Annotated in this window: 14 protein-coding genes and 1 tRNA gene; 4 read left to right on the top strand and 11 right to left on the bottom strand. The window is 70.6% G+C overall.

Annotated elements, in window-relative coordinates:
- The 3 genes from RYH80_RS14550 to RYH80_RS14540 form a co-directional block, all read right to left on the bottom strand.
- On the bottom strand, window positions 1-1358 hold a 1358-nt coding region (locus RYH80_RS14550), incomplete at its 3' end, for a hypothetical protein (protein ID WP_370904611.1).
- 6 nt (window positions 1359-1364) lie between these two features.
- On the bottom strand, window positions 1365-1832 hold the full coding sequence (locus RYH80_RS14545; protein ID WP_370904610.1) for a 30S ribosomal protein S15: 468 nt from the start codon (window positions 1830-1832) through the stop codon (window positions 1365-1367).
- 279 nt (window positions 1833-2111) lie between these two features.
- Window positions 2112-2726: a class I SAM-dependent methyltransferase gene (locus RYH80_RS14540; protein ID WP_370904609.1), complete on the bottom strand. Its 615-nt coding sequence runs from the start codon at window positions 2724-2726 to the stop codon at window positions 2112-2114.
- A 188-nt stretch (window positions 2727-2914) separates the two neighbouring features.
- On the opposite strand from RYH80_RS14540, the gene RYH80_RS14535 reads away from it, so the two are divergent.
- Window positions 2915-2986 (top strand) — tRNA-Ala (locus RYH80_RS14535).
- Between the two features lie 297 nt (window positions 2987-3283).
- On the opposite strand, the gene RYH80_RS14530 is transcribed toward RYH80_RS14535, so the two are convergent.
- Window positions 3284-3469 (bottom strand): hypothetical protein, encoded by a 186-nt coding sequence (locus RYH80_RS14530; protein ID WP_370904608.1) that lies wholly within the window; start codon window positions 3467-3469, stop codon window positions 3284-3286.
- Window positions 3470-3599: 130 nt separating this feature from the next.
- On the opposite strand from RYH80_RS14530, the gene RYH80_RS14525 reads away from it, so the two are divergent.
- Window positions 3600-4199, top strand: coding sequence for an NUDIX hydrolase (locus RYH80_RS14525; RefSeq protein WP_370904607.1), 600 nt, complete (start codon window positions 3600-3602; stop codon window positions 4197-4199).
- Window positions 4200-4263: 64 nt separating this feature from the next.
- Window positions 4264-4824, top strand: a complete 561-nt coding sequence (locus RYH80_RS14520) for a DUF420 domain-containing protein (protein WP_370904606.1) — start codon at window positions 4264-4266, stop codon at window positions 4822-4824.
- A gap of 12 nt (window positions 4825-4836) precedes the next feature.
- Here the strand turns inward: RYH80_RS14520 and RYH80_RS14515 are convergent, their stop codons facing one another.
- The 7 genes from RYH80_RS14515 to RYH80_RS14485 form a co-directional block, all read right to left on the bottom strand.
- On the bottom strand, window positions 4837-5268 hold the full coding sequence (locus RYH80_RS14515; RefSeq protein ID WP_370904605.1) for a disulfide bond formation protein B: 432 nt from the start codon (window positions 5266-5268) through the stop codon (window positions 4837-4839).
- 129 nt (window positions 5269-5397) lie between these two features.
- Window positions 5398-6060 carry a J domain-containing protein gene (locus RYH80_RS14510; RefSeq protein WP_370904604.1) on the bottom strand — a complete coding sequence of 221 codons (663 nt, stop codon included), beginning with the start codon at window positions 6058-6060 and terminating at the stop codon, window positions 5398-5400.
- A 112-nt stretch (window positions 6061-6172) separates the two neighbouring features.
- Complete coding sequence (locus RYH80_RS14505) at window positions 6173-8179, bottom strand: DEAD/DEAH box helicase (protein WP_370904603.1); 2007 nt, start codon at window positions 8177-8179, stop codon at window positions 6173-6175.
- A 93-nt stretch (window positions 8180-8272) separates the two neighbouring features.
- On the bottom strand, window positions 8273-9148 hold the full coding sequence (locus tag RYH80_RS14500; RefSeq protein WP_370904741.1) for an amino acid ABC transporter permease: 876 nt from the start codon (window positions 9146-9148) through the stop codon (window positions 8273-8275).
- 83 nt (window positions 9149-9231) lie between these two features.
- Complete coding sequence (locus RYH80_RS14495) at window positions 9232-9990, bottom strand: amino acid ABC transporter ATP-binding protein (protein ID WP_370904740.1); 759 nt, start codon at window positions 9988-9990, stop codon at window positions 9232-9234.
- Between the two features lie 83 nt (window positions 9991-10073).
- Window positions 10074-10838, bottom strand: a complete 765-nt coding sequence (locus RYH80_RS14490; protein ID WP_370904602.1) for an amino acid ABC transporter permease — start codon at window positions 10836-10838, stop codon at window positions 10074-10076.
- 7 nt (window positions 10839-10845) lie between these two features.
- A complete protein-coding gene (locus RYH80_RS14485) occupies window positions 10846-11643 on the bottom strand; it encodes a transporter substrate-binding domain-containing protein (protein WP_370904601.1) in 798 nt (265 codons plus the stop codon).
- 176 nt (window positions 11644-11819) lie between these two features.
- Here RYH80_RS14485 and RYH80_RS14480 point away from each other — a divergent pair, with 176 nt between their 5' ends.
- Complete coding sequence (locus tag RYH80_RS14480) at window positions 11820-11951, top strand: hypothetical protein (protein ID WP_370904600.1); 132 nt, start codon at window positions 11820-11822, stop codon at window positions 11949-11951.
- Window positions 11952-11995: the final 44 nt, after the last annotated feature.

Raw genomic sequence — 11995 nt, 5'->3', positions numbered from 1 at the left:
GCTGCCTCCCTGACGGCATCGATCAGCGCCGTCGTGTCGATCGCGAGTCGGTCGTCAGTCGCTGCCTCGTCCGTCGCCGACGCCTCCGTGGTTCGGGCCGCCGTCTCCGCCTCGTCCGCGACCGCCGGACGGAGTTCGGCGAGTCGCGCCCCGCCGACGACCCGCGGGTCTGCGCCCGAGGTGTCGCCGGCGTCGGTCGCGTCCGTCGCCGCCGCGACCGCGGTCGCGAGCAGGTCGCGTGCGGTCCGTGCCGACGCCGTCGTCACGACGACGGCCGAGGAGCCGCCGACGACCAACGTGGTCGGCTCCGGGGCGTGGAACGCACTCGCCAGCCGAGCGACGGCCGGCAGCGCGGCCCGCACCGCGACGCCGTCGTCGGGCGCCGCGTCCGGGTCGACCCGGACCACCGAGACGCCGTCGTACCGCGCCGTCCGCGGCGACGACGACAACGCGTGGACGGTCCGTCCGTGTGCACGCCACCGAGCGAGCGCCGACTCCGCGACGCCGTCGGCGCCGACGGCGAGTGCGACCGCGCGGCCCGGGTCCGTCCGGGCGGTCGCCGCCAACACGTCGCCGAAGCCGCCGACGGTCTCGAACGGTCCCGCGGGCGTGACGTACGGGCGGAGTGCCCGCTCGACCGCCGCGACCGCCCGCGACGGCGCGTCCGCGGTCGCGTCCAAGGCCACTACGGAGGCTACCGTCCGCCGGACCTCCGGGTCGACCTCGTCGGCGTCGACACCGCCGTCCGACACGGCACCACCCGCCTCGCGGACGAGTGCCGCCGCCGCGTCGCGGTCACCGGCGACCGGCGTCCACGCGAGCGTCGAGTGAACCAACCCGTCGACGGGGTCCGGCGTCGGCGCGGCGACACCCGGCCGGCGTTCGACCGCGTCGTGTCGGGTCGCCGCCTCGACGAGCGTGCCGGTGCCGGACGCCGCCGCGTCGTCTGCCGTTCCGCTCGCGTCCGTCTGACGCGCGCCGACGACACCCGGATCGGCTCCCGCGGCGACCGTGCCGGCGAGTGCGAGCACCGGATCGGGGTCCAGTCCCGCGGAGCGGACCGCCGCCGCCGCGGCCACCGACAACGGCCGGCCACCGGCGGTCGACAGGCCGACCGCGTCTGGGGCGTCCCACCCGACGGAGACGGCTCGTCCGTCACCCGCCGGGACCGTCGTGGCCCACGTCGTGCGGACGTGGAACGGCGTGTCGGTCGCCCGCGCGGCGCGAGCCAGCAACCCCGCGGCGGCGACGGCGTCGCCCGTCGGGCGGGCGGCCACACGGAGCAGGTCCGCGTCGGCTAGCGCCGTCGCTACGGGGTCGGGGCCTGGCTCGGCGTCCGGTGCGGGCGCACTCGACATCGGGTGTCAGTCCTCGAGGAGGTCGACGGCCACGTCGTAGCTGTAGGTGAACGCCTCGTCGAGTTCGTCGCCGCGGTAGTAGTCGACGAGCCGGCGGATCTTCGACTCCGTATTCTGGAGTGCGCGCTTGTTCTGGACGTCCTGCGGGTTCTCGTCCATGTGCTCGCGGAGTCGCACCGCGCGCTCCATCAGGTTCCGCAGATCCTCCGGCAGGTCACTGCTCGCGTCGTGCTCCTCGAGGATCTCGGTCACCTTCTTCCCGGTCGCGAGCCGCACGTCCGGGATCGGGGTGCCCTTCACGCCCTCGTCGCGCAGCTTCAGACCGATCTGACTGGGGTCGTGCCCCTGCTCGGCTAGCTCCACGACGCGCTGTTCGATCTCGTCTTCGTCGACGTCGCTCCACTCCGGGGGTTCGTCTGCCGCGGGGTTGTCCGAGCCGGACGACCCACGACGGCGTGTGTGCATTCGTGCCATGTGTCTGGTTGGAACACAGCGACCGCGAGAGCGAGTCCGTCACCCGACGGTCGCGACGGCAGCCAGTGTCACGGGTGGACACGCGTGCTGGCGCGCGGCGTCGGGCGGACACACCTCCGCAATCCCGAGCCCCGCGAACGCGGGGCGAGTCAGATTTGCGGCCGTGCTGTTCCCGTCCGTCTCTGCACGCTCCGGCTTGTAACAGCTTTCGATCCGTGGCGGTGTGGGGTGTGGCCGGGAGTCGAAACAGGAACGAGCGGCGGAGCAGGGCGGTACCGGTCACGAACGCCTGGACTTCCGCCCGACAACGACACACAGCGGGTCCGTCTCGGGGGTCTCGTGGACCGTCCGCTCGACGGTGAGATCCGCGTGGTCGACGTACCGTTCGACGAGCGCGAGGCGTTCGGGTGTCGACCGCGTGCGCCACGCGCGGACAGCCTTCGTCGGGAACATGCGGTTCGTGAAGCTCACGACGAGGACGCCGTCAGGGCGGAGGACGCGCGCGAACTCGTCGAACACCGTCCCAGGGTACTGGAGGTACTGCACGGAGAGTGCACACGTCACGGCGTCGACACTCGCGTCCGACAGCGGGACTCGCCGGTCGTCGTTGAAGTCCTGCACGAACCACTCGGTGTAGCGGTCGTTCTCGCGGAGTTCCGCGGCGTTGAGGCCGTGGCCGACGACACGTCCGAGGTCAGTGTCCGGGAGGTGGCTCACCCAACTCCCCATCGCGTCGAACACGTCGTCGCCTGGGTCGAGATACTCGTCGTACACGGCCGTCAGGCTGTCGTGGAATCCGTCGTCGGCGTGTGTGACCAACCGCGGCTGGTCGTAGAAGCGCTCGTCGGGGCGGTCGTCGAGCTTCTGCCGCTCGGTCTCGTCGAGTAGTGACACGAGTCGTCTGGAGGGTGTCGACGGGCTTGAGCCGTTCGCCGCTGTGGCCGTCGCGGTGGCGGATCGTGTCGGACGAGTCGAGTGGGCGGACTGGTCCCGTCCATCGACGGGTCGGGTGTGTCGACGGTTCCCCGACGGCGGTCGTTTCGAAGGGCTTTTGTCCGAATCCGCGGTAGGTGGTAACGCGAGGGCTCGTAGATCAGTGGTAGATCATCCCCCTGGCACGGGGAAGGCCCCGGGTTCAAATCCCGGCGAGTCCATCGACGCGACCGAGTTCTACGAGGGAGCGAGATTGACGAGCCCGGATTTGAACCCCTGCCAGTCGCAGCGCCGAGCACCGCGAGGCGACCGTCTGGCTCTGGTTCAAATCCCGGCGAGTCCAGTTCCTTCCGTCGCTTCGCTCCGTCAGTCACTGGACTCGCCGTAGTCACACTCGCTCACTGCTCGCGGCTCCGCCGCTCGCAGTCGTGGCGCTCCCGACGGTCGCGCCACGCACCGCTCGCGTGACTCCCGGCGAGTCCGTCGCGCCGGCTCGTGAGTCCGACCGACGCGGGGTCTCACTCGGCGTAGAACCGCACCAGCCCACACTCGGCACACGCGTACGCGGTCAACTCCGCCCCGGAGAGCCCGAGCGTTGCTTTCAGCCCGCCCCCGGTTCCGATCAAGATACCCTCCGAGCGGGCCGGTGTCGCCGTGTGCTCCACCTCGGTCATCTCGACGTCGCAGTCTGGACAGTGTGGCACACCGACCGCTACGAGTGCCCCCGAGAAGTACCTCACTCGGTGTCTCTGCGCGCGAGACGGAGCGACCACCCGAGCGGGTGGAGACCCGTGTTCGAAAGGTTCAATCCACGAACCGACGACGGAGGGAGTCGTGGTCGAACGCGAACGCGACTGGGTCCGCGACAGACTCGCCTCGTACCGCGACGACTACTCCGACACCGCGGTCGAGCAGACGACCGTGACCGTCCCCGACGAGCGGTTCCAGCAGTACCTGGACCCGGACAGCGACCCCTACCGCGGCAGCGCGTACGTCTGGCTCGTCCGCGAGCCGAGCGACGCCCCGCCGCTGTCCGACTCGACGCCGGGCGAGCGCGTCCGCCGCCGTCGGGTCTGTCTCCAGCTCCCTCGCGCGAACGAGGCGGAGACGTGGGGCCTCCCGGGTGGCGGGCTCGAACCCGGCGAGGACCACGAGACGGCGGCGCACCGCGAGGTCCGCGAGGAGGTCGGCTTGGAGTGTACACTCGACGCGCCGTGGCTCCTCCTCCACCGCGTCTGGACCTCCGACGATCCGTCGTGTGACGACCGGACGCACTCGCTACACGTCTACTTCGACGGGCGCTACGACGGTGGCCGCCTCGCGCCACAGCCCGGCGAGAGTCACGGCGCGGCGTGGTTCGCGACGCTCCCGGAGCGACTCGACGACGACACCGCCCGCCGCGCCGAGCGGTGGGACCCGACACCCGAGTCCTGAGCGGCGGTGTTCTCGCGTGTCGAGAATCCGAGGACACAAGACCGATCCGGGCCTACCCAGAGTCATGCTCTCTCGGGTCCGCGATCACGTCCCCGGCGTGACGGCGCTGTTGAGTGTCGTGTCGCTGGCACTCGTGTTCGGTGCCGTCGGGCAGGTGTTCCCGACCAGTCTCCTCCCGCAGGCCTCCGCCGCGACGCTGGCGGCCATCCCACACGTCAACGCCGTCGTCTCCGCGGCGGCGGTCGTGACCATCGCCGCCGGCGTGCGGGAGATCCGCCGCGACAACGTCGCACGCCACCGGGCGCTGATGCTCACCTCGCTGGCCCTGTTCGTCGTCTTCCTCGTGTTGTACCTCTACAAGGTGACGCTACAGGGACCGGCGACGTTCCCCGGGCCGGAGACGGTGTACCAGTTCGTCTACCTCCCGGTACTCGCCGTCCACATCCTGCTGGCGATCGTCTGTATCCCGCTGTTGTACTACGTGGTCCTGCTCGGGGTGACGCGGCCGGTCGCGGAGATCTACGAGTCGCGGCACCGACGGGTCGGCCGCGTGGCGGCGTCGCTGTGGCTCGTCTCCTTCGTCCTCGGCAACGTCGTCTACGCGCTGCTGTACCTCGTGTACTGACCGCGGCGGTTCTCACGCGACGCGCGTCGCACCCGTCACCGAGCGCAGACAGACGACACCCACGAGCGTGAGCAGCAGGAACGCGACCAACGAGAGGTTCGGCACCGACAGCCCGAGGAGGCGGTACTGGACCGCCGCACAACTCACGGCACCACAGGTGTCGGCGGTCGCCGTCGCCTGGAGGTACGAGTGGTAGCCGGCGACGACGGCCCCGAGCGTCGACAACGGGAGCAGCGTCCGGGCCACCGCGGGTCGCCGCTCGACGGCCGCGACGCCTACCACGACCACGAGCGGGTACATCAGGATTCGCTGGACCCAACACAGTTCGCACGGCACGAGCCCGAGCACCTCGCTCAGGTAGAGACTCCCGAGCGTCGCGGTCGCCGCGACGAGCGTCCCGGCGAGCAACACCGGCCGCGGTCGGAGTCCGTCCCTCCGGGTCACGTCCGTTCGGTCACCTCAGTCGAAGTAAAGTGTGTCGAGTGTCGCCAGCGGCCGACGACACGGGTGTCGCGACGGGTCGTCGGCAGCGATCTGGATACGGCCGTCGGAGTGTGTCGTCCCCCAGTCGCCTCAGTCGGCGCCGTCGACGTGGTTCAGTGCGGTCGCGTACGCCTCCTGCACCTCGGAGAACGTCTCGCGGTCGCCACCCTGGTCCGGGTGGACGTCGACGACGCGGTCGCGGTAGGCGGCCTCCACGCTGTCGGCGTCGGCGGTCGGCTCCAGCCCCAACGTGTCGAACGCCTCCGCGACCGGGTCCGGGGCGTCCTCGGGGCCGAGGTGGACGTCCGCCACCTCGAACGGGAGCCGCCGCCCGAGGTGGTGGCCGGGCATCTCCTGTTCGATCAGGATCACGTACAGGCCGTCGCCGCTCGGGTCGGCGTCGAACTCCACGTTGCCGCTGGCGCCGTCGGCGTTCGCCAGCCCGAAGTACGTCTGCGGGTCGAACGTGATCGCCACGTCCCGCTCCGGAAGGTGGAAGGCGACGCGGCGGCCGCCGAGCTCGACGCGTTCCGCGTACCGCTCGTCGATCCGGCCGAGGTACTGGCGGATCTCCGCACGGCGGCGCGCCGTCCCGTCGACTCGCTCTCCTCTCGAGCGGTCCGCGCGCGCCGAGCCCGGGAGGTACCGCTGGCCGGCAGCGAACAGCAACGCGACACCTGCAGACGCCACGCCACCCAAGACCAGCCCGACGACCAACCACGACGGGAGGGCGGCGACCCACTCCGTGAGCACACCTGCTCTCCGTCGGCGGCGAACTTCAACGTCTCGGGAGCGACACTCCGATCCATCCACGTACGGCTCGGGCCCGACACTCGGACCGCCGGACGAGCGATCCGAGTCCCGATCACAGCCGCCCGCGTACCTCGGCGATGGCGGGCGTGGACACGCCGACCACGTCCGCGAGGGCGTCGAGCGCGCCGACGAGCCACGTCGCGCGTTCGATCCGCGACTCCAAGTCGCCCGGCCCGATGCGGTACTCGGCGACGATCTCCTCGGCGTCGGCCCCCTCGATCCACGCCAGCAGGACGCGAGCGGTCTTCACCGACTCCAGCCACGCCTCGAAGTCGTCCGTCTCCGTCATGTCCGTCGTGAACGACGCCGCGTGCCGTCGCGCGAACTGGTACAGCGTCGCCCGCTCGTCGTTCCCGAGGTACGTGTCGTCCATGTCCGGCGTGTCACAGAGGATCTCCAACACCGTCAGCGGGCCCACGTCCTCGTCGGCCATCCCCGCCACCGTCCGGAGCCCATCCACCATCCGCGCGCCGGTCTGGGGGGTGACGTACTGTCGCGACACCTGCTCGCCCAACGCCGTCGCCGTCAGCTCGGCACCGCTCTCCGGTGCGGGCGCGAGCATGTCCAACTCGATCAACTCGGCGATCACGTCCCCGACGACACCCCCGAGATCCGGGTTCGGCGTCCGGTGGGCGTAGAACGTCTCTCCGAGGAGGTCGAGGATCTCCGCCTGCGAGTCGGCGAACCCTGCGGCGACGACCGCCAGCGCGTGTGTCCGGAGGGCGGCGCGGTCCCGGAGTTGACTCTCGACGGCCTCCGGTCCGGCGTCGACGTACCGCTCCCACAGCTCCGTCTCCGTGTCGGGGTCGCCGACGAGCACCGCCTCGCCGTACGGGTCCAGTCCCGGCCGCCCGGCACGCCCGGCCATCTGGTGGACCTCCAGCGTCGGGAGCCACTCCATCCCGGAGCCGGTGTAGCGGCGCTGGTCGCGGACGACGACCTGCCGTGCGGGGACGTTCACGCCGGCGGCCAGCGTCGGCGTCGCACACAACACCGCCAACTCTCGGTCGCGGAACGCCCGTTCGATCACGGAGCGGTGGTCCGAGCGGACGCCCGCGTGGTGGAAGGCGACGCCCCACGCGGCACACTCCGCGAGCCGTTCCCCCTGTTCGGTCGTACCGGCCTGTCTGAGTTCCTCCGCGACCGCCGCGGCCTCCATCCCGATCCCGGCCTCGTTCGCGTACCGTTCCTCCGAGAGTCGCTGGGCCAACTCCTCCGCCTCGCGGCGCGACCGGACGAACGCGATCGCCTGCCCACCCTCGCCGACGGCCGCCCCGACCAGCGCCGCCGTCGCCTCCGTGTCGTCCGCCGGGCGGTCCGGGTCGCCGCCGGTCCGGGCGCCGCCTCCAGGCTCGGGTCCAGTGGCGTCGCCCCCACGCTCGCCCGGTCCGCCGACCGGCACCGACCGCTCCGTCCCGTCGTCGAACGCGACGGCGCCGTCGGCGTACACCCCCGTCCGGAGGTCGATCGGGCGCCAGTCGGACTCGACGAGTTCGGCGTCGAGCCAGCCGGCGACGGCCGCCGGGTTCGCGACGGTCGCCGAGAGTGCGACCACCTGTGGGTCGGCGGTGCGGCGCCGCAGCGTCGCCAGTGTCACCTCCAGCGTCGGCCCACGCCCCTCGGACCCGACGAGGTGGACCTCGTCGACGACGACGCAGGCGAGGTCGGCGATCCACGCCGCCCCGTTGCGGATCGCCGAGTCCACTTTCTCGGAGGTGGCGACGACCACGTCGTGGTCCGCCAACTCCGCCGCCGCGGAGTCGTAGTCGCCGGTCGCGATCCCGGCCGAGACGCCCGGCAACTCTGCGAACTCCTCGTACTTCTCGCGAGCCAGCGCTCGCAACGGACAGACGTACAACCCAGGGCCGTCGGCCGACAGCAGCGCGAGTTCCGCGACGAACGTCTTGCCGGAGGCGGTCGGCACCGCGGCGACGAGGTTCGCGCCGTCACAGACCCCGGCGTCGACGGCGGCCGCCTGCGGCGGGTACAGCTCCTCGATCCCCTGCTCGCGGAAGTGTGCGACGTACTCGTCGCCGAGCGGGAGGTCCCGGACGTGCACGTGGTTACTGGGGCGGCTTCGTACAAAAAGCCGTGGCCGGGTGGTCCGGGGATCCGCCGCGGGCCCGGTCGCGGCGTCGACTCCGTCCGTCGATCACTGTTCGCCGCTCGTGGCGCCGAGGCCGGGGATCGCGGTGGTCCGCTCCGCCCAGCCGGTGAGCCGGGAGGCGGACAACACGAGCGCGAGGTACAGCAGTGCCGTCAAGGCGAACACGGCGGTGTACCGGAAGTTGTCGGAGGCGATCTGGTTGGCCGTGTCGAACAGCTCCGGGACGGTGACGAACGCCGCCAGCGAGGAGTACTTGATGAGGTAGACGAGTTCGTTCGACCACCCGGGGATGGCGAAGCGCAACCCCTGTGGGAGGACGACGAACCGGATCGCCTCGAGTTTCGAGAGCCCGACGGCCCGCCCGGCGGCGAGTTGGCCGGTGTCGACGCTCTCGATGGCACCGCGGACGTACTCCGCCTGGTAGGCCGCGCTGTTGATCACGAACCCCAGCGTCGCGACTGCGACGGCCCGGTTCGCGAGCACACTGTCGAAGACGCCCGGCACGGACGCAGAGAGGTTCAGCCCGTAGTACAACATGAACAGTTGGGCGAGCAGCGGCGTCCCTCGAAGCAGTTCCGTGATCGCCAGCGAGACGTACGCACTGACACGCCCGTAGACGCGGGCCACCGCCAGTGGGACGGCGAACAGGAAACCGATCCCGATCCCGACGACCGTCATCACGACGGTGAGCCACGTCGCACTCGCCAGCGCCGGCAGGTGTTCGAGTGCGAACGCGGTCGCGTCGACGACGCCGCCGGCCACCGGGACACCGGCCGCGACGCCGTCCAGCGTGCTCGGCGGGACGAACGCGGTCCCCTTCGGGACCACCACGCCGCCGAACCAGTCGTTCACCCAGCGGACGAGGAGGTACAGCCAGAACACGCCCAACGCCGCGAGCGCGCCGGCACGCCCCGCACCCACGTCGCCGAGTGTCGCCCCACGGTCGACGGCGGCCGCCTCCGGTCCACCCCCGGTACCCGCATCGGCACCGGGCTCTGCACCACTCACGGAGCGTCACCTCCGGCGGTGTCGGTGCCGTCACCCAGGTCGGTCAGTCGCCCGAGGAACTCTGCGGTCCGCCGTTCGCGGGGGTTCTCGAACAGTCGCTCGGGTGGCCCACGCTCGACGATGACGCCGTCCTCGAGGAACAGCAGTTCCGAGGCGACGGAGCGCGCGAAGTCCATCTCGTGGGTGACGACGAGCATCGTCATCCCCTCCTCGGCCAACTGGACCATCACGTCGAGCACGTCCCCGATCAACTCCGGGTCGAGCGCACTCGTCGGCTCGTCGAACAGGAGGAGTTTCGGGTCCATCGCCAGTGCACGGGCGATCCCGACCCGCTGTTTCTGGCCGCCAGACAGCTCGCCGGGGTACGAGTCCACCTGGTCCCCGAGTCCGACCTGTTCGAGCTGGTCGCGTGCCCGGTCGTGAGCCTCCGTCTCGGAGAGACCGAGCACCCGCCGGGGGCCGAGTGCGACGTTGTCCAGTGCCGTCAGGTGTGCGAAGAGGTTGAAGTCCTGGAACACCATCCCCACGTCGCGCCGGAGGTCGTCCACGTCGATGGCGTCCGTGTCGACACCGTCGAGCGTGATCGTCCCGCGTTCGAACTCCGTGAGGCGGTTGACACACCGCAACAGTGTCGACTTCCCGGAGCCGCTGGGGCCGACGAGCACCGTCACGTCACCCCGCTGCATGGTCAGTCCGACCCCCTCCAACACCGTCTCGTCTCCGTACCGTTTGTGGAGGTCTTCGATCTCGAGCAGGTGCTCGCCCGCGGCCTCGCTCGCCGTGACTGGTTCCTCGACTGTACTGCCGCCGTCGGTCGTCGGGTCTCCGTCTGTGTCGGTCACGCGTTCCCCTCCGGGATGGCGAAGTACGACTCGGCGTAGTCCAGCGCGCGGTTCGTCGAGAACGTCAACACGAAGTAGATCAGACTCGCGAAGAGGATCACCTCCAACACCGCGGTCGTCTGCCTGACGAACAGGTCGTAGCTCCGCGTCAACAGCTCCGAGAGGCCGATCGCGAAGACGACGCTGGTGTCCTTCAACACGATCGTCACTTCGTTCTGGAACCCGGGGACGGAGCGACGCAGCGCCTGCGGCACCGCGACACGACGGATCGCCTCGATCCGACCGAGCCCGACGGCCCGGGCGGCCTCCAGTTGGCCGTCGTCGACGCTCCGGAGCGCGCCACGGAAGATCTGCGCCTGGTAGGCGGCGCTCCGGAGCCCTAGACCGAGGACGCCCGCGACGAACCCACCGGACACCTCCAGGCCGAGCAGTCGCAGGTCCGGCGTCGGCAACACGAAGAACGCGACGATCAGCAACACCACGATGGGTGTCCCGCGCAGGGCGACGCCGGCACCCGCGACGAGCGAACGGAGCGCCCCCTCGCCGTACGCCTCGACGACCCCGGCCGGGAACCCGGCGAGGAAGCCGACGAGCAGGCTGACGACCGTCAGCGCGACCGTCAACCCCGCGCCCGACAGCAGGTAGTCGCGGTTCTCCCAGACGAACGCCCAGTCGTCCGGCGACGCCTGCAGGGGGAGCGACGGAACCTGCGACACGACGGCACCGAGCTGTGACGCCGCCGCCGGGTCGACGAGGGGCACCGCCGACTCACCCCGTGAAGTACTCGGCGGTCAACTCCTCGTAGGTGCCGTCCTCGCGGACCGTCGCCAGTCCGTCGTCGAGCGCCGACTGGAGGTCGGAGTCACCCTCCTGTACCGCGAAGCCGTAGTTCTCGCCCGTCTCGTAGGTGAACGTCACGCTCACCGGACGGTTCGCGGCGAAGGTGTTCGCCACCGGCGTGTCGACGACGACCGCGTCGACGTTGCCGTTGACGAGGTCCTCGACGGCCAACACGTAGCTCCCGTAGGTGTTGAAGTCCGCCTCCGCGAGGTCGCCGCCCTCCACCAACTGCTCGGTGACGACACTCGCCCCGGTCGTTCCCTCCTGTGCGCCGACCTTCCCGTCCGCGAGGTCGGCCAGCTCCGACGGTGCGAAGTCGCCGGAGTCGGCGACGAGGATCGCCTGGTCCGCCGAGTAGTACGACTCCGAGAAGTCGACGGACTCGTCGCGGTCGTCGGTGATCGTCATCGCGGCCGCGACCACGTCCGCGCGGTCGTTCTTCAGCGCCGGGATCAGCGAGGAGAACTCGAACTCCTCCCACTCACCGAGGGTGAACTCCGTCTCCTCGACCACCGCGGACAGCAGGTCCACGTCGAACCCGATCAACTCGCCCGCGTCGTTCTTCATCTCGAACGGCGGGAACCCGGGCGCCGTCGCGGGGGTGATCTCCTCGCCGCCACCGCCGCCGGCACTGCACCCCGCCGTCGCGGTGATCCCCGCGACGCTGGAGGCGCCGACCAGTTGCAAGTACGTCCGTCTGCTCACACCGTCGTCTGTGCGAACCATACCCACCCTGAAATCTGCGGGCCGTTTGTACCTTTCCCCCGCGTCGGTTTCCGCCGTCCAACGTGTGGCCGACGCTCGGCGGGTATTTCGCGTTCGGGTGTGAAACGTTACCAGAGCAGTGTCGGGTGCGGCGAGACTCCACGGACTTAACCGGCGGCGGGTCTTCGGAGGCGCGTATGGGCATTCCGCCGGTCGACGCGCTGGTCCGCGTGTTGGGGCCGTTCGTCCTCCCGGGGCTGTTGTTCGGACTCGGACTGGTCGGTTACCTCGTGATCGTGGCGCTCCGGCGGTTGGGCTTGGAGTGGTAGGTAACCGAAGCGTCCGTGTGCGTTCTGCGACTCGTCGGTCGTCC

The organism is Halobaculum sp. MBLA0147 (genome assembly GCF_041361345.1).
Lineage (GTDB): Archaea > Halobacteriota > Halobacteria > Halobacteriales > Haloferacaceae > JAHENP01.
This window is presented reverse-complemented; position numbering and strand designations above follow the sequence as displayed.